Annotated in this window: 20 protein-coding genes; 14 read left to right on the top strand and 6 right to left on the bottom strand. The window is 38.4% G+C overall.

Annotation, left to right across the window (positions count from 1 at the left end; translation table 11 throughout):
- Positions 1-39 precede the first annotated feature (39 nt).
- The 3 genes from V7K42_RS12315 to V7K42_RS12305 are packed head-to-tail and all read left to right on the top strand — an operon-like array spanning position 40 to position 3645.
- Complete coding sequence (locus tag V7K42_RS12315) at positions 40-828, top strand: ABC transporter permease (RefSeq protein ID WP_334916511.1); 789 nt, start codon at positions 40-42, stop codon at positions 826-828.
- Positions 825-2189 carry an ABC transporter ATP-binding protein gene (locus tag V7K42_RS12310; protein WP_334916509.1) on the top strand — a complete coding sequence of 455 codons (1365 nt, stop codon included), beginning with the start codon at positions 825-827 and terminating at the stop codon, positions 2187-2189. The genes V7K42_RS12315 and V7K42_RS12310 overlap by 4 nt, the downstream gene beginning before the upstream one ends.
- A 19-nt stretch (positions 2190-2208) precedes the next feature.
- The gene (locus V7K42_RS12305) at positions 2209-3645 is read left to right on the top strand and encodes a sulfotransferase domain-containing protein (RefSeq protein ID WP_334916507.1); all 1437 of its coding nucleotides are present in this window, start codon (positions 2209-2211) and stop codon (positions 3643-3645) included.
- A 92-nt stretch (positions 3646-3737) separates the two neighbouring features.
- Here V7K42_RS12305 and V7K42_RS12300 read toward each other — a convergent pair whose 3' ends face one another.
- The 3 genes from V7K42_RS12300 to V7K42_RS12290 all read right to left on the bottom strand — a co-directional run bounded on the left by V7K42_RS12300 (position 3738) and on the right by V7K42_RS12290 (position 8744).
- A complete protein-coding gene (locus tag V7K42_RS12300) occupies positions 3738-4256 on the bottom strand; it encodes a DUF5989 family protein (RefSeq protein WP_334916506.1) in 519 nt (172 codons plus the stop codon).
- Between the two features lie 88 nt (positions 4257-4344).
- Positions 4345-6180: a carbamoyltransferase family protein gene (locus V7K42_RS12295; RefSeq protein WP_334916504.1), complete on the bottom strand. Its 1836-nt coding sequence runs from the start codon at positions 6178-6180 to the stop codon at positions 4345-4347.
- Positions 6177-8744 carry an SGNH/GDSL hydrolase family protein gene (locus V7K42_RS12290; RefSeq protein WP_334916502.1) on the bottom strand — a complete coding sequence of 856 codons (2568 nt, stop codon included), beginning with the start codon at positions 8742-8744 and terminating at the stop codon, positions 6177-6179. The genes V7K42_RS12295 and V7K42_RS12290 overlap by 4 nt, the downstream gene beginning before the upstream one ends.
- A 232-nt stretch (positions 8745-8976) precedes the next feature.
- On the opposite strand from V7K42_RS12290, the gene mazE reads away from it, so the two are divergent.
- The 11 genes from mazE (at position 8977) to V7K42_RS12235 (ending at position 20397) form a co-directional block, all read left to right on the top strand.
- Positions 8977-9216, top strand: coding sequence for a type II toxin-antitoxin system MazE family antitoxin (gene mazE / locus V7K42_RS12285; protein WP_334916501.1), 240 nt, complete (start codon positions 8977-8979; stop codon positions 9214-9216).
- Positions 9216-9572, top strand: coding sequence for a type II toxin-antitoxin system PemK/MazF family toxin (locus V7K42_RS12280; protein WP_334916499.1), 357 nt, complete (start codon positions 9216-9218; stop codon positions 9570-9572). Before mazE ends, V7K42_RS12280 begins: the two co-directional genes overlap by 1 nt.
- 256 nt (positions 9573-9828) lie before the next feature.
- The gene (locus tag V7K42_RS12275; protein ID WP_334916497.1) at positions 9829-12141 is read left to right on the top strand and encodes a glycosyltransferase; all 2313 of its coding nucleotides are present in this window, start codon (positions 9829-9831) and stop codon (positions 12139-12141) included.
- A gap of 36 nt (positions 12142-12177) precedes the next feature.
- The gene (locus tag V7K42_RS12270) at positions 12178-13536 is read left to right on the top strand and encodes an ABC transporter ATP-binding protein (protein WP_334916495.1); all 1359 of its coding nucleotides are present in this window, start codon (positions 12178-12180) and stop codon (positions 13534-13536) included.
- 172 nt (positions 13537-13708) lie between these two features.
- Positions 13709-14848, top strand: a complete 1140-nt coding sequence (locus tag V7K42_RS12265; protein ID WP_334916493.1) for an acyl-CoA dehydrogenase family protein — start codon at positions 13709-13711, stop codon at positions 14846-14848.
- A gap of 11 nt (positions 14849-14859) precedes the next feature.
- Entirely contained in the window at positions 14860-16440 is a 1581-nt protein-coding gene (locus tag V7K42_RS12260) for an amino acid adenylation domain-containing protein (RefSeq protein WP_334916491.1), read from the top strand.
- 11 nt (positions 16441-16451) lie between these two features.
- Positions 16452-16733: an acyl carrier protein gene (locus V7K42_RS12255; protein ID WP_334916489.1), complete on the top strand. Its 282-nt coding sequence runs from the start codon at positions 16452-16454 to the stop codon at positions 16731-16733.
- A gap of 157 nt (positions 16734-16890) precedes the next feature.
- Positions 16891-17421 (top strand): NAD(P)/FAD-dependent oxidoreductase, encoded by a 531-nt coding sequence (locus V7K42_RS12250; protein ID WP_334916487.1) that lies wholly within the window; start codon positions 16891-16893, stop codon positions 17419-17421.
- Positions 17422-17516: 95 nt separating this feature from the next.
- Positions 17517-18170: a hypothetical protein gene (locus tag V7K42_RS12245; RefSeq protein ID WP_334916485.1), complete on the top strand. Its 654-nt coding sequence runs from the start codon at positions 17517-17519 to the stop codon at positions 18168-18170.
- A gap of 1 nt (position 18171) precedes the next feature.
- Complete coding sequence (locus V7K42_RS12240; protein WP_334916483.1) at positions 18172-18594, top strand: hypothetical protein; 423 nt, start codon at positions 18172-18174, stop codon at positions 18592-18594.
- A gap of 57 nt (positions 18595-18651) precedes the next feature.
- The gene (locus tag V7K42_RS12235; RefSeq protein WP_334916481.1) at positions 18652-20397 is read left to right on the top strand and encodes a tetratricopeptide repeat protein; all 1746 of its coding nucleotides are present in this window, start codon (positions 18652-18654) and stop codon (positions 20395-20397) included.
- Positions 20398-20808: 411 nt separating this feature from the next.
- Here the strand turns inward: V7K42_RS12235 and V7K42_RS12230 are convergent, their stop codons facing one another.
- The 3 genes from V7K42_RS12230 to V7K42_RS12220 form a co-directional block, all read right to left on the bottom strand.
- On the bottom strand, positions 20809-21144 hold the full coding sequence (locus V7K42_RS12230) for a XisI protein (protein WP_334916479.1): 336 nt from the start codon (positions 21142-21144) through the stop codon (positions 20809-20811).
- The gene (locus V7K42_RS12225; protein WP_334916477.1) at positions 21132-21551 is read right to left on the bottom strand and encodes an element excision factor XisH family protein; all 420 of its coding nucleotides are present in this window, start codon (positions 21549-21551) and stop codon (positions 21132-21134) included. The genes V7K42_RS12230 and V7K42_RS12225 overlap by 13 nt, the downstream gene beginning before the upstream one ends.
- Before the next feature lie 299 nt (positions 21552-21850).
- Positions 21851-22366, bottom strand: a 516-nt coding sequence (locus tag V7K42_RS12220; RefSeq protein WP_334916475.1) for a tetratricopeptide repeat protein, incomplete at its 5' end; no start/stop codon positions are given.

Raw genomic sequence — 22366 nt, 5'->3', positions numbered from 1 at the left:
TCGCCAGTAATTTTAAAATTTCTATACAAATCATCATGTATGATAAAGCACTGGTTATTCAAAAATCTTTATCAGTATCGGCGCTATATCTTTTATAACGCTTGGTACGAATTGCGTTACCGATATGCTGGTACTGGTATAGGTATTTTGTGGAATATTATTCATCCCCTGTGTGAAATTCTCATTTATACAGTGGTATTTTCTTTATTGATTTCTCACGGTGTACGGGGTAGTTCCTATGCTTTATATCTCATGACTGGACTTTTACCTTGGCGGACATTTGCAGAAACAATTTTTCAAGGTAGCAATGCTTTTATCCAAAATTCTATTTATCTGAGGCGTTTAACAATTCCATCTGAGGTTTTTGTTGCAAAAGCCAGTTTAACTTCTTTGTTTTTGCTCTTAATTTACTTAGCTTTAATTCTCCCCATTGGTGTTTTATTAGGCGGACATTTAGGTTTAGGAATCTTCTTGTTACCGATATTAGGATTACTTTTACAAGGGTTGGGTTTTGGGATGGGGTTAATTTTGGCTAATTTGCAAATTCTCTTTCCTGATGTCAAGCAGATTTTACAGTTTCTAATTCCCTTGTGGAGTTGGATGATGCCTATTTTTTATCCAGAAACTATTATTCCTAAAAATCTTTTACCTTGGCTTTATCTGAATCCACCTTATGCATTTATTCAGTCAGTTCGTAATATCATTTTAGAAAACAAAATGCCAGAAATTCATGTTTGGCTGATTATGCTATCGTGGACTGGGTTATTTATTTGGTTAAGTAATGTTGTCAATCAAAAACTCCAAGATGAAATTAGAGATGTGATATGAGTGATGAGATTATATTGCAAGTCAGCAATCTCAGTAAATGTTTTAAAATTTATTCTAATCCTTGGCATCGTACTAGAGAATGGTTAAGCCGGAAAAAAGAAACTTATCATCAGTCTTTTTGGTCTCTGAAAGATGTGTCTTTTCAAGTCAGAAAAGGCGAATTCATCGGAATTATCGGGGAAAATGGAGCAGGTAAAAGTACCTTATTAAAGATTATTACTGGGGTATTGAAACCCACATCAGGGAGTTATCAATTAAACGGGAAAGTTCTCTCACTCTTAGAATTGGGAACTGATTTTAATTTTGAACTCAGTGGGCGAGGAAATGCAATTTATAGTGCTGAGTTGTTAGGTTTTCCTGAAGGATACGTACAAAAACGCCTGGAAGATATTGCGGAATTTTCGGAACTGGGAGAGTTTTTTGACCGTCCAATGAAGTTGTATTCATCTGGAATGAAGGCGCGGTTAGCTTTTTCTTTATTTATTTTTTTGGAATGTGATGTCCTAATTTTAGATGAAGTTTTAGCAGTTGGTGATATTTTCTTTCAACAGAAATGCTATGCCCGTCTTGAGGAACTCATAGCCAAACAAATTACGATTATTTTAGTGACTCATCAATTAGCGGCGGTACAGCAGTATTGTAAAGAGGTGATTTTGCTGCATCATGGGGAAAAAATATTTCAAGGCGAACCCATGAAAGGTATTATTAAATTTTATCAACTCAAGAGTGGGTTAGTAAATAATGTTCCTCAACCTGTACTTCAAGAAAAGATATCTGTACTGCTTCTAGAGACACCAGATAATTTTTTTTGGCCTGCTGATGAAGTTTTCATTCCTATTTCTTTTCCGAAGACGAACTATGCACAAATAACCCGTTATGGTATTTGTAATGCTAAGGGCGAAGCTACAGCCAATTTTTTGCAAGGCGAACAAGCTTATTTTTGTTGCGAGTTTGAAATTAAGGAAAGTATTGGTGTACCAATTGCTGCTGTAATGATTACTAACAAGTTTAATGTGCTAATTCATAGTAAGTCTTCCTGCCTACAAAAGGTTAGCGTTCCTAAGCAGGTTAGTCAAGGCGATCGCGTGCGTTTTTGTCGTAGCATTAACCTTAGTATCGCTCCAGGTGAATACGTTCTCGGTTTTGCTTTGGTAACAATGCAAGCTGATGATTACGCTTGCATCGATGAACTTCCCCAAGCAGAATTTAACAGCCGTATTCAGATTTGTGATGTTTATGAAAAGGTAGGTATTTTTTATGTTGCACCCCATTATACCTTCAATCATCACTCTCATTTTGGATTATGTAATTTGCCTGGGGATGGACAAATCAAAGTTATCACAAGCAGTAATAATCAATGAAAATATCTAAGCAAAAATTATGGAATATCAGCTAAAAAAATTAGTAACTCATTATCGAAAAGCTCTACAGATAAAGCCTGACAGCCTAGCTGTTTATGAAAAAATAGCTGAACTTTATTATGAACTAGGAGAATTAGATAAAACCCTCGAAGTCTGCCAAGAATCTTTGCAAATTCAACCACATTTAGCATCAGCACCTAAAGTTTTAAACAAAATGCTACAAACTCTAGGTTTTGAAGGAGAAGAAATTACTGCCTTTCAAAATCTTCTCCAAAGTAAATTGGTTTATGAAAGCTTTCATCTGCTGCTGTCATGTTCCGAAGAAGTAAAAACTGCTGCTGATGTTAAGACATGGAAGGATGCTACTATATTGGGATATGATTTCCAAGAAAAAAATCAATGGAATGAAGCAATTGCTGCTTATATGAAAGCAATTGAAATTGAACCATCCTTATCTTTATCTTACTTTGGATTAAATTATATAATTTGCTACTGTACCTTACTTGAGCAAAATGAATTAGCGAGAATCATTGCTTCCTATCATCAAATCATTCAAGGACGTTTAACTCCATCCTATGCTGATGTGGCGTTAGGAGATATGCTCACTAAGCAAGGTAAAATAACAGAAGCTATTACTGCCTATAAAACTGGTATTGATAAAACAATTTATCCCAATAAAAAATATACGAATAAGTATATAGATTGTCCTACAATTTACAATGTAAGCTTCTTAATTATTGGTATGGGTAAAGCTGGCACTTCTTCGCTTTATCATTATCTGTGCCAACACCCTCAAATTCTCGCAGCTAACAACAAAGAATTACATTTTTTTACTAAAAATTTTGACCTCGGACTTGATTGGTATCTAGCCCAATTTCCTCCCCTTCCTGTAGAAGGAGGTTTTTTAACCGGAGAAGCAACTCCTTGGTATCTCGGTAGCTATGAAGTTGAAAAAAAAGTATTTCAGCTATTTCCCAAAATTAAGCTAATTGCTATACTACGTAACCCTGTTAAGAGAGCAATTTCTCACTACTATATGAATCTTAAAATGATGAAAGAACATCGTTCTTTAGAAGTAGCAATGACATCTGAACTGGAAATCATAAAAGATATAATAGACCCTACTAAAGTCAGTGATAAATACTGGCAAACAGAAAAAGGATATCTCTGGTTTGGTTTATACTTCTATTTTTTAGAAAAATGGATGACTCTTTTTCCGAGAGAACAGTTTCTGATTTTGCGAAGTGAAGACCTTTCTAGTCAAACCGAGAAAACTATGAAACAAGTTTATGATTTTTTAGAAATATCTGATTACTCCCTCTTAGGATACTCCAAGGTTAATTCTGGTTCTTATTCAAGAACTAGCAACGAATTACGCCAAAAGTTATCTGATTTTTTTCAACCGCACAATCAGAAACTGGAAGATTATTTAGGTATGAAATTTGATTGGGAATAATTATGTTACAATACCCTGCAAAGCTAAGATACCCGACTTCTCTAATAAGTTGGGGATCTTATTGCTCACTAATAAGCAAATTTAAACCTACATTAGAACAAAGTATAGATAAAGGGAGCTAAAGCCGACGCTTTTACAAAGAACAGAATTAAACCTAAAACTAGCAGCAGAACTAGCACTGGAATTAATAAGTAATGCCCGTTACGAATGAAATAGGCAACTACCCAAACTAGTTGTAGTATTAAAGGACGCTTTTTAGCTCCAGGTTGAAGCGGTTGTATATCCTCTCCATTTTCCCACTGTATCCATCCTTCAGCTTGAGCTATGAATTTATCTTGCCAAGTATGGAATGAATTATTTGTTTTTTGTCTTCTGAGCAATATACCTATCGGTAAAATGAATAAAAAGTAGCTGGCTAAAAGAATTAATAGAAATATTTTTTCACCTATCTTTTCTGTCATTTTTTGCAAGAAGCTCTGGAACAAAGAAATAGCAGAGGGAAGCAGAAGACTGATTGCTATTAACCCTATTCCTATGTAAAGCAGGGCTTTCCAGAAATTATCATGACTGTCGATCGCAAATAAATAGTGAAAGCCACCAACAAGCGTCATCAACCAACCCAAAGTTAACCCAAAAACAATCTGTTTTTGAACTTGAGCTAGATGTTTTCGTTGCTTCAATCTTTGTAAATATGAGAATTTAGTCAAGTTCAAACCTCCTCAGCCATTGAGTGCGTTCTTCATCCGAAAGAAGTTGCTGTTTTTGGGAATTTCGGTCAAAAAAGCGATCGCCAATCACCAAGTAATCAATTTCTGTCACCATGAAGCAACGATAAGCATCCTCAGCTATATTCACAATTGGTTCGCTTCGGACGTTGAAGGATGTATTAACAATCACAGAACAACCAGTTAAAGCTTTAAATTTGGTTAATATCCCGTACATAAAAGGATTGCGATCGCAATCTACAGTCTGAACACGAGCCGAATAGTCTATATGAGTTACAGCCGGAATATCCGAACGTGGCACTTTCAGTAAATCAATGCCGAATAGACCCTTTGTTGCTGCGTGTAGCCGTCTGCTCTCCTTCACCGGATAAGCTAGCAGCATATAAGGACTTTCTTCCTGAATCTCGAAATACTCTGCTGCATCTTCTGCTAATACCATCGGTGCAAAAGGGCGAAAACTCTCACGAAACTTAATCTTTAAATTTATATGGCTTTGCATATATGGAGAGCGAGCATCGCCTAAAATTGATCTCGCTCCCAAAGCTCGCGGCCCAAATTCCATTCGTCCCCGTGCAACTGCGACAACCTTACCCTCTGCTAATTTTTGAGCGATTAATCCTTGCAGTACTTCCCCGCTATGAACCTGCCAAACTGCTTCTAAACGCTCTAGCATGGCATCATCTAACTCGGAAGCCGGGGGGATATTAGTACCCAAGAAAGCTCCTTGCATCGCATCAGGTTGAATGGGAGTTCTTATGTTACTTAGTTTTTGATGCCAAAACCACAAAGCTGCTCCCAAAGCTCCCCCAGCATCCCCAGCAGCAGGTTGAATCCACAATTGACGAAATGACCCCTCACGGGATAATTTGCCCATTGCTACCACATTGAGGGCTACTCCTCCCGCCAAACAGAGATTTTCCTGTTGGGTTTGTTGATGAACGTAGCGGGCGATCGCCAAAACCGCCTCGTTCAAGATAACTTGAATACTGGCGGCAATGTCCATTTCCTTTTGAGTAATCAACGACTCTGGTGGACGAGGTGCGCCGCCAAACAGTTGGTGAAAATGGTCGTTGGTCATTGTTAAACCGCCGACATAATCAAAGTAATATTGGTTCAAAATAATCGAACCATCAGAATTAAGCCGAATTAACTTTTCTCTAATTAAATCGGCATATTTTGGTTCTCCATAAGGAGCCAAACCCATGAGTTTATACTCGCCGCTATTGATTTTGAATCCGGTGTAATAAGTAAAGGCTGAATATAACAGACCAAAGGAATTAGGAAACCGAATTTCTTCTAACAATTCAATCTGATTTTCTCGTCCTATCCCAAAAGTAGCAGTAGACCATTCGCCAACTCCATCAATTGTCAGAACGGCAGATGAAGTAAAAGGAGAGGGAAAGAACGCACTAGCAGCATGGGAAAGGTGATGATCGCAAAAGTAAATCCGTTTTTTAATCCCCATTTCTTTGGCAATTTCACTTTCTAACCAGAGTTTTCGGGTTAACCAATCTGGAAATGCTTTCAAAAAACTCCGCCAACTGTTGGGAGCAGTTAGGTGATAGGTTGTGAGTAAGCGCTCAAATTTAAGAACAGGATTTTCGTAAAAAACAACATAATCTAACTGATGCTCGTCAATTCCTCCAGCTTCTAGGCAATAATCAATGGCGTGATGGGGAAACTCTGCATCTGCTTTGATGCGGGTAAATCTTTCTTCCTGGGCTGCTGCAATGATTTTACCATCATCGACTAAAGCCGCAGCTGAGTCATGGTAATAAGCAGAGATACCGAGAATCCGTATTTTGCTCATGGTTGGCTCCCTGCACCTGGAATTAGGGTTAGCGTGAGTTGTCTATCATTATTTTGAAAGCTGGCTGATAGTCGAATTGTATTAGTAGATTTTGCAGATGACTGTCCCTCCAAATTCCAAACTAAAGATGTTCCTTGCTTCTCTTCAAAAGAGTAAATAGTGCCGTCGTCAAATTTGCGTTTAGAATCTACTGTTGTAATATCTAATGAAGCGGCTTTTAATCCAGTTCCTGAAAGACGAATTTCTTTAATGGTTACAGGAACTTCTAAATTTAGCTGCACAAAGGGTTTACCAATTGGCAACCGCAGCATATATTCTTCTGATTCAGGATACTTAAAGGTGTAAATTCCGCTAGAACTTGCAACTAGATTTAGGTTGTAAGGAACCCAATCGTTGATGTGAATCGCTGGCGGTTTAGCTGAAGGAGTTCGTTCACCCAGCACTTTTGGATACTTGGCTTCAAGAATGTCTGCGGCTTGTTCGGCATAAAAATGAGTTGCAGTAGTGCCAGGATGTCCATTGGCTGGATTGATGCGCCAAGTGTAAACAGGATCTAATGTGGCATAGATGGGATCTGAGTTAAAGCGCGAATAAAATTTGAGAAAATTTTCTAACGTGTCGTAAACGGCTATTTTCTCTGCCTTAAGTAAAGGGGTAACTTTGCTGTATAGAGGAGTGAAGTAAGCACGGTCAGGATAAGTTGGCAAAGTCATTACAAATCCAGGAATACCGCTACTGGCTTGAAAATGCCCTAGTTCTTTTACTGTTTTCTTGTAAAGCTCAAAATTTTTACCTTCAAGTAATTTTAACTGCCATTGACTATATTCATAGCCAATTTTTTTTTCATCCATTGTTCCTGGAACTTTTCGAGAACGAGCCTCGAAGAGAAGTGTATTTAATCTCGGAAAAATGCCTTTATCTCTTAAGGTTTTAATCAACTTTATTATTGGGTCTTGATTAACGAACTGATAATTAAATTGCTCAAGAACTCCTTCATCGGGATCGTTCGTTACATAACCCCAAAGTATCAAATCTGGCTGATAAACAGGAACAAGATTTCGTGCTTGATTTAATTCTTGGTGGGTTGAAGCGCCACTCAATCCAGCAGCAATAACTTCGACTTGTTCGTAGCCTCTACGAGTTAATTCTCGCTGTAGTTGCCGCCACCAAATATCATTCATATTACTATAGCCACTACCCCAAACAAAGGAATCCCCCATCACGAGGATGCGTTTGGGTTTTGTAGCTAATTTATTTACAGGAAATCCCTTTGACCGCCAAATCCACTCTCCTTGTGCTGGATTCAGCACTCTACCAGATGTGAGAATTTTTTTCTTGTTATTTTGATTAATGCGATCGTTTTCCTGTTGCCATGCTGAGGAGGATAGTTGTGGAAGTTGTCGTATTGATTGCGTTCTAGCTTGAGTGACAGAGGTCGCAAGCAAAGATATAGAAGCAAGCTGATACTTCGGCTGAGATCGCACTCGAATTATTTTGTTATTTTCTAGGTAGTAAAGATAGCCTTCTATTAAAAAAAGACCGCTTACTAAGACTATTAAGGATACCAGAAAGTATTTGAGCGCTTGATACGGTAAAATTAGGGTTTCTTTCTTTGCAATTTTGAGTTTGATTATCGCTCTGGGTATTTGATAGTTATCGAACCACTGCCAGCTAATAAATTGGGTATTTCGCCGCTGGATATTTCCGATATTGATAAATAAAATTGTTAACCCCAAAAAACCGATCGCTGTAGCAGCTAGAGCGCAACTAAATTGATTCCAAAAGTAGAACGGTAATATAAACTCTCCATTCGCTTCCGGTTGGATTTTTAAATTCCCAATTTTAATAAAGTCAATTTTAACTCGATCGGAATTAGCAGCATCTGGAACAAACTTCAGTTGATGCCAAGGTGTTTTAGTAATTTCAATTTCATAAAGCTCAGATTTTTTATTTTCTGTCGGTTCAAAATACAGTTTTTCAATAGCACTGTTAGGAGCATATAAATTTGTTTCGCGTGCTTGACCGTTGGCTGTTACTCGCACTTTACCACTCCAAGGGCTACGCAGTAATGTGATAGTTAAGTTGCTACCTTTAACTGACACATCTAAAGATTGCGGTTGCCCAGCGCGAGCAGCAGCTATTTTACCTTGAGGTCCGTATTGATTGTCAATTAGTTCCCACTTTTGCACACCTATTAATGCTTTTGACCAGTTTACCTGGTTTTCTGGTGTTCTGATGTCTACAATCCAGACTTCAGAACTCTTCGCGTCAGGTGCTTTTTGTGCTAACGCTTCAACTTTAATACGCCAAACAGTAGAAGAGGTTTGATTAGTAGGAGTTTTTTTTGATTTTAGAGGAATTATTTCATAGGCATTAGGATGAACTGCTGGATTATCCCAGTAAGCTTTAACGTGTTTAATATTGTCTGCTGTCATTTGAACCTGAACAGGCAAAGTTAGATTAGTAAAAAATTTTTGCCAGACAGGAAAACTGAGAAAGGCTACTACTGAAGCCGCAATACAAGGTGACAACCAAGTTTTGTTGGGATTAGCAAAAAGGTTCACTTAATTTTCTCCGTCAAAATTTATTAAGTAATATTAAAAATTTGCGATCGCACCAACCTTAATACTTTTTAATTTTAGTTTGAGTCATTTAGCTAAAAGCAGATGAATTATAACAGAGTTTGATTATTTACTATCCATATTGCACATATCTTGAACTTAAAACGACTTGATTGTGAATCAATTAGTATGATAAATAAGTAAGACTAAATAGTAAGACTCAGGAGACATACCTTTGGTCAAGAAAGTAACAATCACACTTGATGAAGATATTTTGGCTTTTATAGATCGGCGATCTGCTAATAATGGAGAAACTTCTAATCGTAGTGGGTACATCAACGATGTCTTGAGTCAGCATCGTCGTATAGTTTTAGAAGCAGAGATGATTGCAGCACTTCAAGAAGACGCTAATGACCTAGAGTATCAAAAAGAAATCGTACTTTGGGATTGCGTCGTTGGGGATGGAATTGAATAATGCCTAAAGGTAATTTAACTTATCGACGTAGAGAAATACGCTTTTGTAAACTTGACCCAACAGTGGGTACAGAATTGCAAAAGACACGCTCTTGCCTAATTGTTCAGAACGATATAATGAACCAGCACGGTTTGTTAACAATCGTCATGCCATTCAGACCAGGAAGTAAAAAGGCTCCTTATGTTGTCAATGTCGTAGCATCTGCTATGAATGGTTTAGACCAAGACCGTTACATTGATGTTGAACAAATTCGCAGTATTGATAATAGCCGAGTTCTCAACTTAGTAAGAGTGTTGGAAGAAGAATACTGGAAATCGATTCGTACAGCATTGAATATAGTACTTGAATTTTTTTGATAAATCACCAATTAATCAGAAATTAAGTGAAATTTTCCCATCTTCTTTGTATAGAAATCAGATTTTATTTATGAAAAATCTAAGTAGATGTAGGGAGTGTTAGGCATAAGCCGTAACGCACCTGACTCCAAAGTTTTTGGTGCGTTACGCTGACGCTAACACACCCTACGTCTATTTCAAAAATCAAATATGAGTCCTATATAAGTGGTATTACAGCAAGGATTATTCAGTCTGATAGCAATATATCCGAAGTTAAATGAAGCCAGTAGACATAGAAAAGTTCCTTTCCGAACAAACTAATCGTACTAACAGTTTTGAAGTCAGCTTCAAACAGACGATAAAAGACAAAATTCCCCCAGCAGTTGCACAAATAGCATTACTTGTCACAACTGAATACGAAGGCATTTTTCGGAATGGGGGAATTGGCACTTATTACCGCACTCTCAGTGAGAGATTAGCAGCAGCAGACTTTTATGTTGTGGTACTGCTTTGCCAAAGTCAAAAGAAGTTTGGTGGAGAGTCAATTATTCCCGCCGTGAAACATATCTTTTCAAGCAGTGAATGTATCGATGTACTGGAATTACAGCCGACTAACTTGGCAATTTTGTCTCAGTTGCAGGATGGGGAATGGGTAGATTACGAGAACTACTGTGCGCTATTTTTTGTGACTGCGATCGCCGCTACATTTCCTAACGCCTATATTTACATTGAATTCCCTGAAATGCTGGGATTGGGATACCGTACAGTTCAAGCCAAGCGATCGCGTGTTTTAGGAGAAAATTGTGTGGTAGCTGTGACTTTGCATAGTGGGCAGGAGTGGCTGCAAGAAGCTCATGCAAGGTACACACATTCTCATCCTCGCTGGTTTTGGCAAACGAGCCATTACGAGCAATATTCCTTTGAACAGGCAGATAAAGCCTTCTTTCTGTCACATTTTCTCAAAGAGAAAGTGGAGAAGTATGGTTGGAAAACATCTCATGCTTTGCATTTACCTTATTGTTTTTCAGTCATTGAACAACCGTCGAAAACAATGACGCTGAGAAATGATTTACAATTGCTTCTCGATCAAGATAAAATTCCTCTGGTCTTTTTTGGACGATTGGAGGAGAGAAAAGGGCTTTTTACCTTCTTAGAAGCAGTCGAACTACTAGAAAGCAATGTAGTTGAAAAAATTCATATCATCTTTTTGGGTAAGAACGTTGAGCTGCAAGCTGAGGGTTTGCAAGGGTTAGATAGCCAGCAATATATTAAACAAAAGTTAGGCTCTAACTATTGCTACACCATTGTGACTGATTTGTTCAGTCAAGAAGCGATTCAGTTGGTTAGTTTGTGGCGTTTTGCGATCGTTTGCCTCACCAGTAGTCAAGAGAACTTTCCCCATACAGCATTAGAAATGGGACAGTTACCCGTCAGTTTAATCGTTTCAGATACAGGTGGATTTCGAGAAACTCTCAATCTCATTGGACGTACCAGTGGTGTGCGCTGGTTTATACCGGAAGACGTGCGATCGCTTGAACAAGCTATGATTCAATCTATCTCGGCCTACCCAGAGAAAGTTGGTGTACCGATGAGAGAGTTTCTCCATTTTGTGAATCAACGCTTGCTGAATCAAAGATTTGAATATATGGATCGAGCCTTTTGTCAAGCTGCTATATCACCCGCAAGTCATCTAGATAAAAGTGAACCCAGACGATGGATACTGGGTATGACTTCAAACGAGGAGCAACTCTTTTTAGAAAACTATGCCCAAAATGAGTATTCAGGTAGAGGAGAGATTGTAGAACTTGGTTGCTGGTTTGGCTCCTCAACTATTTCCTTTGCAATGGGGCTTGAGGCTAATTCCTATGTAACAAACAAAAGCCAGCGCATTCATGCTTACGATATTTTTCTTTGGTCTTCACTGGCTAATATGCCGCAAAATGTCATCGGTACTTCCTTAGAAGGTAAATACAAAGATGGAGATAGTTTTCTTGAGGAATACCTGGAGCGAATTAATCCTTGGAGTCATCTTATTCACGTCCATCCTGGGGATCTGGCAGAAATTGGCTGGCAACAAGGTGAAATCGAGTGTCTTTTTATTGATGCTATGAAATCTTGGAAATTAACAAATAGTATTATAAAAAACTTTTTTCCTTATCTTATTCCAGAAGTATCTTTAGTAATCCAGCAAGATTTTGCTCATTACTATACTTCTTGGATTCATTTAATGATGTATCGGTTACGAGAGTATCTAGTGCCGATTGAGCATCCCTTCATTTATTCCTCTAGAGCTTTTTGCTATGTCAAGCCAATTCCCAATGAGGTGTTACAAAATTCATATTCATTTAATAGCTTTTCTGAAACTGAAGTTGCCGCAGTTTTTGATTATTCATTAGAGATTACGCCAAAGAAAATGCAACCGAATATTCTGGCAGCTAAAGTTATGTACTTTATTCATATCAGGGATTTTGAAAAAGCCAAGTTGGAGTTTAAAGCATTAACAGCAAAACTTGATTCTTGTGAATGGCTAGAGTTGGCTGATGTGCAAAAAATAGCTAAGATGTATCATGCAATTGACCTACTGAGTTAAAGTACAAAAACTCCAAGATGAAATTAGAGATGTGATATGAGTGATGAGATTATATTACAAGTCAGCAATCTCAGTAAATGTTTTAAAATTTATTCTAATCCTTGGCATCGTGCTAGAGAATGGTTAAGCCGGAAAAAAGAAACTTATCATCAGTCGTTTTGGTCTCTGAAAGATGTGTCTTTTCAAGTCCGAAAAGGCGAATTTATCGGAATTATCGGGGAAAATGGAGCAGGTAAAAGTACCTTATTAAAAATTATTACTGGGGTATTAAAACCCACAGCAGGAAGTTATCAATTAAACGGGAAAGTTCTCTCACTCTTAGAATTGGGAACTGATTTTAATTTTGAACTCAGTGGGCGAGGAAATGCAATTTATAGTGCTGAGTTGTTAGGTTTTCCTGAAGGATACGTACAAAAACGCCTGGAAGATATTGCGGAATTTTCGGAACTGGGAGAGTTTTTTGACCGTCCAATGAAGTTGTATTCATCTGGAATGAAGGCGCGGTTAGCTTTTTCTTTATTTATTTTTTTGGAATGTGATGTCCTAATTTTAGATGAAGTTTTAGCAGTTGGTGATATTTTCTTTCAACAGAAATGCTATGCCCGTCTTGAGGAACTCATAGCCAAACAAATTACGATTATTTTAGTGACTCATCAATTAGCGGCGGTACAGCAGTATTGTAAAGAGGTAATTTTGCTGCATCATGGTCAGAAAATTTATCAAGGTGAAGCTAGAGAAGGGATACTGAAATTTCATCAACTTAAGAGAGCATTTTTAAATAATGTTCCTCAACCTGTACTTCAAGAAAAGATATCTGTACCGCTTCTAGAGACACCAGATAATTTTTTTTGGCCTACTGATGAAGTTTTCATTCCTATTTCTTTTCCGAAGACGAACTATGCACAGATAACCCGTTATGGTATTTGTAATGCTAAAGGCGAAGCTACAGCCAATTTTTTACAAGGCGAACAAGCTTATTTTTGTTGTGAGTTTCAAATTAAGAAAAGTATTGCTGTACCGATTGTAGCTGTATTCATTACTAATAAATTGAATCTACAAGTTCATATAAAAACCTCGTTTCATCATAAAATTACTGTTCCTAACCAAGTTAATGAAGGGGATTATGTACGTTTTTGTCGCAGTATAAACCTAAATATTGCTCCAGATGAATATGTTATCAATTTTGGTTTAGCGACTATGAGTCCTGATGATTATGCTCGTTTAGATGAACTTCCACAAGTGGAATTTAGTAGCCACATCCACATTTGTGATATGTATGAAAAAGTGGGGGTTTTTTATGTTACGTCTCATTACACTAACAATCATCACTCTCATTTGGGATTATGTAATTTGCCAGGAGATGGGCAAATTCAAGTTATTACAAGCTCAAATTAGTAATAATCTAAAACTTGTATGCCTTGCTCAACAAGGGTTCTCAGATTTTAATCAATTCCATTTACAGGTATTGGCTCTAAACCAGCTTGTCAATAGGATTTGAGATGGACTCACCCTGTAAATTCATATAAGATTGGTTAGCAACTTTAAAGCTTAATAAGTATTTATAATTATGTTCTCGCTTAAAGAACAGATTGAAATCAAGAACAATGTAATTCAATTTACAGAAAAGTTATTAATAGAAAATCTCGCCGAACTAGACCAGCAGGAAAAATTCAACCTAGAAGGATGGCAGAAATGTGGAGAGTGGGGAATTATGGGTTTACCAATTCCCCAGGAATATGGTGGAAGAGAATTAGATCCCCTCACAACTATTTATGCTTTAGAAGGTCTGGGCTATGGTTGTAAAGATAACGGTCTGCTTTTCTCAATTGCCGCTCATACCTGGGCTTGCGAAATTCCCCTATTGACTTTTGGAACTCTAGAACAAAAATTCAAGTATCTTCCCAAACTTGTAAAAGGCGAATTAATTGGCGCTCATGCAGTAACCGAATCAGAAGCTGGTTCGGATGTTTATAGCCTACAAACTACAGCCCAAAAGAAGGGAGATAAGTATATTTTAAATGGGAGCAAAATGTTTGTTACCAATGGTGCGATCGCTAACTTAATTCTAGTTTTTGCCAACATCCAACCAGAACGCGGCAAAAGGGGAATTACCTGTTTTTTAGTAGAAAAAGATTTTCCGGGCTTTCTTGTTAGAAAAAAGATGTCAAAAATGGGGTTGAGAACGGCACAAATGGCTGAAATCGTTTTAGAAAACTGTGAAGTACCCGCCGCTAACTTACTTGGAAAAGAAGGCGCTGGAATGGCTGTATTCAGTCACAGCATGGAATGGGAACGCGGTTTTATCCTTGCTAGTGCTATTGGTAGTATGGAACGATTGCTTGAACAATGCGTTCAATATACCAAGAAACGAAAGCAGTTTCAGCAACCAATTGGTAAGTTTCAGTTAATTTCTAGTAAGCTGGTGGACATGAAGATGCGACTGGAAACAGCTAGAAGTTTATTACATAAATTTGGCTGGTTAAAACAGCAGGAAAAATCTGCGTTTATGGAAGCAGCGATGGCAAAACTTTATATTAGTGAATCTTGGGTACAATCCTGTTTAGATGCTATTCAAATTCACGGAGGATATGGTTATTTGACAGAACTTGGACTGGAACGAGAGTTACGGGATGCTTTGGGAAGCCGACTTTATTCGGGAACGTCTGAAATCCAGTACCAAATTATCGCTCAATTTATGGGATTGTGAAGCTAAAAAATATGTCCTATTTACTGCATCAGGTTTTAGAAATCAGCGCCAAGCAATATCCAGAGCGAAAAGCAGTTGTTTATAATAACTCCATAACATATCAAGAGCTTGATGAAGTTTCAACTCGATTATGCTGGGTTTTGAAGAATGCTGGTATTGAGAAGGGCGATCGCATCGGTATCTACCTCAACAAATCCATTGAAGCAGTAGTAGCGATTTTCGGCATTCTCAAAGCTGGTGCTGTCTACGTTCCTCTCGATCCTTCGGCTCCCGTTCGACGAGTTGCATCTATTATTCAGGATTGCCGAATCGAGGTGTTGATATCTACTGCTAAAAAACTTGTCAGTTTAGAGCAGATATTACCAAAACTCGCTCCTATTCGGTGGGCGATTGTTGTCGGTGGGAATGCCTTGCAAATTTCGGAACTAGTCGGTAAATTAATCAGTTGGCAGGATGTATTGCAAGCGGCTTTATCTCCTTTACCTGTCAACAAAATAACTGAAATTGATATAGCTTATATTTTATACACTTCTGGCTCAACTGGAACTCCTAAAGGAGTAACGATTAGTCATCGGGCGGCATTGAACTTTGTTAATTGGTCTAGTGAATGTTTTCAAGTGAGTTATAGCGATCGCATTTCCAATCACGCTCCTCTGCACTTCGATCTTTCAGTTTTCGATATTTTTACCACACTCAAAGCTGGCGGTACTGTAATTATCGTTCCCGAAAAGTTAACAGTTTTTCCGCTTGATTTAGCTAAATTTATTGCTGAACAACAAATAACAATCTGGTACTCGGTTCCTTCTGCCCTGATCCAGTTGGTTTTGCATGGGAATTTACCAGGATATGACTTCTCTAATTTAAGAGCTATTTTATTTGCAGGTGAGGTTTTTCCGATTAAATATTTGCGACAACTGATGGAATGCGTACCGCAGGTAAAGTATTATAACCTTTACGGCCCTACGGAAACGAATGTTTGTACTTATTATCCAGTTGAGAAGATTCCTGATGAATCAATTGCAGCCTTGCCTATTGGTAAAGCCTGTGCAGGAAATGAAGTATTTGCTGTTAATGATAGGGGAGAAATAACAACAGTTGGGGAAGTGGGAGAACTTTACGTCCGTGGGCGATCGCTAATGAACGGTTACTGGGGACGATTAGATTTGACTAAGGAAGTTATGTTATCTCATTCGTGTGATATGCTTTCTCAGTCAGAAACAGCAGAGCAAAAGGAGGAGTTTGTTTACAGAACTGGCGATTTAGTAAAACAAGAACCAAATGGAAATTACATCTTTTTAGGTCGTCGCGATCGCACGATTAAAAGCCGCGGTTATCGAATCGATTTAGGCGAAATAGAAACAATATTATACAAGCATCCACAAGTAGCAGAGGTAGCAATCGTAGCTATTCCTGACGAACAGTTCGGTCAGGTCGTCAAAGCTGTTGTAGTTCCTCACGACATTTTACAAAAGCAGGATTTAGCGAGTTTCTGTTCGGACTATTTACCTAAGTATATGGTTCCTGCTGTCATAGAAATTCGGGCATCTTTGCCAAAAACGTCCACAGGGAAAGTCAATCTTCAACTACTTTAACAATTAAAGATATGCCAACACAAAGTTATACAGAAAAAGAGATAGAGGAAATCCTAAAAAACCAGATAAGCAAAGAATTTATGTACGATCGTCCAGAAGTAATTTTAGATAATGAGTCACACCTAATTGATGAAGAAATTATTGATTCTTTAGGAATATTTGTATTAATTAGCTTTATAGAAGAACAGTTTCATGTCAAGATAAATCCAGATGAGGTACTGTTAGATAATTTTGAGACTATCGATACTATTAAATCTTTAATAATGTCAAAACTTCGGAGTACTGAAGCATGAATGCGTAAATCCCTCTTTTTTTTCGGTCGCTTGAGTAGTGATGATATAGGAATAATATTTGATTTTTGAAAAAATCTAAGTAAATATATTATGTTGTAGGGTGTGTTACGGCTTCCGTAATGCAGTTTTACGCATCACGACTCATAAATAATTCCAGATGTTGATAAATATTCCCCAACCTGATTTTGATATTGGTATTATCGGCGGTGGGCCTGCTGGGTCAAGTCTAGCAGCCTATCTTGCTAAAGCAGGGATCAGTTGCGTACTGTTCGAGCGCGAAACATTTCCCCGTCCCCATGTTGGTGAGTCTCTAGTACCAGCCGCTAACCGAGTGCTGCAAGAACTTGGTTTACTAGAGCAAATGGAAGCAGCAAAATTTCCTCGCAAATACGGATCGGCATGGACATCTGTGACAAGTAAGAAAATCTACAGTCACGATTTTGAGGGATTACCACTAGATTGTCGGGGAGATATTCGCTTCGATGAACGGGAGATGCAAGGCGATCGCAACTACACCTATCATGTGGATCGAGCTAAATTCGACCACCTTCTACTTCAGCACGCCAGAAAGCTGGGAGCAACTGTATATGAAGGGGTAAGGGTTAATCGCGTCGATTTCCCGAAAGATGATTTTCCACGCATTGTCATTTCTAGCGAAGAACAGGAAGTTGTGAAGTCCGTGCGCTAATCAATGAAAAGTACCCTAGCGCTTTTCAAACCGAAATTATCTACGAACCCGGTGGACGTTCCGACCTTTGTTTGCAACAGTTGGGGGAAATCCCCTTGCTAAATGAATTGCAAGTTTTTGCACAATTAGGTGACTTTCCATCTAAGCAGTTAGAAACCCTGTTAACGGGACAATCTCCTACTTCTTTGCTGGAAGCAGGTATCGATATTATTGTCTTTTCCACCCAGGCAGAGATTACCAAAAATTTATGGCAACATCACCAAACTGGGCATCTCATCGATATCCCTGAAGATTGGGAACAGCAGTGGTCTGAAGTGGCAAAACAGGAGTTTCAACAGCACTTTTCTCCCACTGGTTTGCTGTCTGCGGAGCAATCTCAAGCCAATTTTAGCCAGCTTATTCAATTGCTGAAAGAAAAAACAGGTGCGTATATTATCTTTTATAACTGTAGCGACTTTGATCCGAGCGATCGCACTACCAATTATCACAATGTCGGCGAAACACTGCGCCTAAGAATTCAAAAGTTAAATTTATTCTTACTTAAACTCTCTATGCAGGAAGGAATTTCTATTGTTGATGTAGAATCACTTATAGCCGAATTAGGTGCCGCGCAGCATATTACTAGTCCATTAGATTATTCACCGGAAGCTTATCAGGTTATCTGCCAAGAATTTTTCCGAGTCATAACAGACGTAGGTTTTTTTGAAAATCGCCCTTTACTTCAGCAAATCGGACGCAGGAGAGATTAAGATGCTGTTTAAACTGCTCATGCCCTATATCAATAAAGGCACTGAAGGAGGAATTTTTATTCAATGGTACAAGGATAAAGGAGATAAAATCGATTATGGAGACGATATTTTTGAATTAAAGATAGAGGAAGAGAAAAGTAATCTTGTTTTAGAGACACCTGAAAGCGTGCTTGCCAGTTTAGCAGAACCGGAAAATACATCAGATAAAATTCACAAATTGGATATGCTTGTGCGTGTTTGTTCTGCTGATATGGGTTTTTTACGCCGCACTTATGCACAAGAGTTTGTTTATCAGGAAGTAGGAGTATTACTAGCCGTCTTAACTACCGATCTGGATGAAGAGATTAATGAATCTAAATTGGCAGAAGCCAGTACATTTAGGGTCGTTCCTAATATAATTTCCTATCCTGGTATTTACGTTTAGTTTCATTTGTCTACTTGTGTTTGATTCGAGAATATTATAATTAATCATTTATTTTTTATGGAAAAAAACATTGAGATAAATGTGCCTAGCGAATATATGGATTCTAACCATATTATTTTTGGGTCTGATTCACATCAAGAAAATAAAATTGGTATATACATAATGGGAGGCTGCGATCTCCCGTCAGTATTTTCTTGTGTTCCTCTGATTAAACCTATATTGAAAGGAACTTGCTGCATTCTCAAAGAAGGACAGATTGAGAAATCTAGATCGGATCTCCTGCTGCAAAATTTAGAAAACTATCCTCAAGATTTATTAGCCCCCGTCTTAGAAAAATTTTATCTTCCCGGCAATTTTTTTGAGAATCAACTATTTAGCCCCAACTTTTTGGTTTCTAATGGTAGTGGCTTTGAAGAATTTACTAAAAAAGTAGTTATTTTATCCATTGCGCCTGACGTAGCGAGAGTGGTTTATCAACATCGAGAACATGGTTTTTTAATCGATCCGAGTGGTTGGTGGAACAATCAACGGATAGATTTGATGTTAAGAGATTTATCTTCCGCCAATTGGTTTCGGAAGCATTTTGTCAGTTTAGGACGGATAACGATAGAAAAATTTATTGAAAACTTTACTCAGTTAGTTGAGAAAATTCAGCAGACTACTAACGCCCACATTTTAGTATTTAATACTTTAACAATTGAGCCTGGTAATATTACACATAATTATCAGTTTGTGAAACGTTCTGAAAGCTTAAGACGGCGAGAATTCAATTTAGCTTTGATCGAACTATCGAGAAAATTAAATTTTTGTATCGTTGATATAGATAAAGTTTTAAAGCAAACCAGCACCAAAAATATGGTTGATTTCGCTCATTTTCCTGTGGAGCTTTATCAACCAATCGGTCAAGAAGTTTTTGGAATTCTAGAAGAGTTAGAGATTTTTAATACCCCAAGTCAGCCTTTAGGTAACTCATCCCGTCAGAGGATATTGGGAATGACGACTTGGCAAGAGCAGCAGGCTCAGACTTTGTTAGAAAGCTTACAGGCACAACTTGACCAGAAGACTCAAGAATTAGAAGCACAACAAATTGAAAATATTCAAGCAAAAGCAGAAATAGATAGGTATAAAGAAAGGCTACAACAAGTTCAGGAAAAAAATCAGATACAAATTGAACAGTTGCAAACTGAACTAAGACAAACACAAGCTCAACTCCAACAAAGCCAGGAGGAATTAGTAAAATATCGGTCTGATTTACAATATACCCAATCCGAATTGAAACAACTTCGGTCTAAACTGCAACAAACTCAAATTGAATTCGACCAATCTCAATTTGAATTACAGACCTCCCAAACTGAATTTGCACACTTCAAATCTTATCTCAAACAAACTCAGGGAGTAGAGGGATTAATGAGCTATTATCGCTCTCACATTGTATATAACCCTGACGATATCGAAGTTTACCATCAAGCACTGGATGTTAAGCCAGATGACGCTCAAATCAATTTACAGCTAGGCAATGCCTTAGTTAGACAAAATCGATTTGATGATGCGATCGCCACTTACCAAACAGCACTCCAATTCCACCCAGACAACTTTGAAATATACTTAGAGCTAGGAAAAGTTTTAGAGAAAGAGCAGAAATGGGATGATGCGATCGCTTCTTTCCAACGTGCCATTGAACTAAACCCAGATAACTCTTGGTCGCACAAACACTTAGGAGATATTTTAGCAGAACGCGGTCAGCTTAATGAAGCAAGCGTCTCTTATCGTCGCGCTTTGCAGCTTCAACCAACACTTTTTTGAGTTTAATATTAAACATGCCATGTCGCAGCATCTCTTGTAGTTTTCCAAAGGGAGCTTGCAGCCGTGGGGCACACGGTCAAGATGCAAGAGTAAGATCCCCTCAGAACGGGCTTTTTCGCTACTGACTGCGATCGCCCAAGGAATCGTTTCTTTAAGAATATCCTGAAGCAAAGGAGTAGGAGTGACTGAGGGAATGTCTGGTGGGAAGCGACCTCCTTCAACAATTGTGAGATGGAAATCTTCTACAGCTTTGCTGAGAGTAAATTTACTGTATGGCATAGGTTTATACTTATCATCAAAGTCTAAATTGATATTTGATTCACTCTCAATCCTAATTACTTACATTAAAAATTATTCAAAGAGGACGCGATCGCTCTCCAGAAAGAGAGAGTAATCAGAATTCAGTTTCATTTATGCCACGCCAAAATCAGTATACTGACGGACTTGAGGAGGATGAAAGCCCAAAATAATATCCTCTCTAGGAACTCCTGCTTCCAACAAATCCTCGGCTACGGGACGATTAGTACCGTCATGTTGAATCCAAATTTTTCCTTGGATGATATCAATATGTACCACTGAACCATGTACCCGACGTTGCCCATCCCAGCCTACGTGCAGCATTTCATAACGATCTCTTTGGGTGTCGATAATTATTTCGGTTTCAATCTGACCGTGAGAAGGCTTATACTTTGCATACTCATCAATTAACTGGCGGACTATCTTCTGATAGCGTTCTAAGGTGTCCATTGCACAATCCTCATTTGTTCCTCGTCAAATACCAAGAGTTTAACTTGCAAGCGTTTGATGATTAGCTGTCCTAGTTTTTCTGAAAAAATAGTCTCATAGGAGCGTCTGGGAACAGCTAAGTAAAGTATTCGTTCTGGTGCGATTTCTGTCAGAATACTTTGATAGACACCATATTGCCCTACTGCTTCTTCTAGATCGCGGACTGGAGAAGGCTTCAAAAAGCTCTTAATCTCAACAGCTATTTTCTGATCGTCCTTTTGCGCGGCGATCGCCCTTTTTTCTATCCCGAGATCGATATAGAGTTCTCGACCGCCATAAGATAAAAGCAAGGGGTCGTCAGTAATTTCCCAGCCATCTTTAATGAGGGCTTGGACAACGGTATCGTGATACAAATCCTTAGCGGGCATAGCAAAACCGCAAGCAGTTATTTCTCTTTATACATTTATAGTTCTTATTGGGAGCAATGCGATTTTGTGAGCAGGGGGAGGCAGGGGAAGAGAAAGAAATAAGTGTATTTATAGCTATAAAGGTCGTAAAAAATACTAAAGTTTTCTCTTCATTCCCCCTGCTCCCCCTGCTCCCCCTGCCTCAAGAGCTCTTTTCACGAGGATCTCACTTTTTCGCGTTGCTCCCGTTCTTATTTTAGTTGCCTATATGGTTTAGGTTCATCGACAGCAGTACGCGATCACTTATTATGATGTTAAATTCAAAAAATTCTCGGTTGCAGCTGCAAGGCACGACGATAAGAAAAACTTGCTCTTGATAGCTGACCTCGTTCTGCTAGAATATCCCCTAAGTGTTTGTGCGACCAAGAGTAATCTGGATTTAATTCGATCGCACATTGGTAAGCTGCGATCGCCTCATCCCATTTCTGCTCTTTGTCTAAAACCTTTGCTAATTCTAAGTGAATTTCAAAGTTGTCTGGGTGAAATTGGAGTGCGGTTTGGTAAGTGGCTTGTGCATCAGCAAAGCGGTTTTGTCTAACTAAAGCATTACCTAGCTGCAAAAGGATTTGCTCATCATCAGGCTTAATTGTCAATGTCTGATGATAAAGTTGGATATCGTCGGGGTTGGATGCGATGCGAGACTGATAATAGCTCATTACTCCATCCACTCCCTGAGTTTGTTGGAGATAAGATTTAAGTTGGGTTAATTCGGTTTGTGAGGTTTGTAGTTCAGATTGGGATTGTGTTAATTCAGCTTGTGAAGTTTGTAGTTCAGA

Source organism: Nostoc sp., assembly GCF_036917455.1.
Lineage (GTDB): Bacteria > Cyanobacteriota > Cyanobacteriia > Cyanobacteriales > Nostocaceae > Nostoc.
Note: the sequence above shows the minus strand (reverse complement) of the source record. Positions and strands in the feature narration are given on the sequence as shown.

Coding starts and splice junctions, on each gene's coding strand:
- V7K42_RS12315 (WP_334916511.1), top strand. CDS start 40: ATGATAAAGCACTGGTTATTCAAAAATCTTTATCAGTATCGGCGCTAT.
- V7K42_RS12310 (WP_334916509.1), top strand. CDS start 825: ATGAGTGATGAGATTATATTGCAAGTCAGCAATCTCAGTAAATGTTTT.
- V7K42_RS12305 (WP_334916507.1), top strand. CDS start 2,209: ATGGAATATCAGCTAAAAAAATTAGTAACTCATTATCGAAAAGCTCTA.
- V7K42_RS12300 (WP_334916506.1), bottom strand. CDS start 4,256: ATGACGCTTGTTGGTGGCTTTCACTATTTATTTGCGATCGACAGTCAT.
- V7K42_RS12295 (WP_334916504.1), bottom strand. CDS start 6,180: ATGAGCAAAATACGGATTCTCGGTATCTCTGCTTATTACCATGACTCA.
- V7K42_RS12280 (WP_334916499.1), top strand. CDS start 9,216: ATGCCTAAAGGTAATTTAACTTATCGACGTAGAGAAATACGCTTTTGT.
- V7K42_RS12275 (WP_334916497.1), top strand. CDS start 9,829: ATGAAGCCAGTAGACATAGAAAAGTTCCTTTCCGAACAAACTAATCGT.
- V7K42_RS12270 (WP_334916495.1), top strand. CDS start 12,178: ATGAGTGATGAGATTATATTACAAGTCAGCAATCTCAGTAAATGTTTT.
- V7K42_RS12265 (WP_334916493.1), top strand. CDS start 13,709: ATGTTCTCGCTTAAAGAACAGATTGAAATCAAGAACAATGTAATTCAA.
- V7K42_RS12260 (WP_334916491.1), top strand. CDS start 14,860: ATGTCCTATTTACTGCATCAGGTTTTAGAAATCAGCGCCAAGCAATAT.
- V7K42_RS12255 (WP_334916489.1), top strand. CDS start 16,452: ATGCCAACACAAAGTTATACAGAAAAAGAGATAGAGGAAATCCTAAAA.
- V7K42_RS12250 (WP_334916487.1), top strand. CDS start 16,891: ATGTTGATAAATATTCCCCAACCTGATTTTGATATTGGTATTATCGGC.
- V7K42_RS12240 (WP_334916483.1), top strand. CDS start 18,172: ATGCTGTTTAAACTGCTCATGCCCTATATCAATAAAGGCACTGAAGGA.
- V7K42_RS12235 (WP_334916481.1), top strand. CDS start 18,652: ATGGAAAAAAACATTGAGATAAATGTGCCTAGCGAATATATGGATTCT.
- V7K42_RS12230 (WP_334916479.1), bottom strand. CDS start 21,144: ATGGACACCTTAGAACGCTATCAGAAGATAGTCCGCCAGTTAATTGAT.
- V7K42_RS12225 (WP_334916477.1), bottom strand. CDS start 21,551: ATGCCCGCTAAGGATTTGTATCACGATACCGTTGTCCAAGCCCTCATT.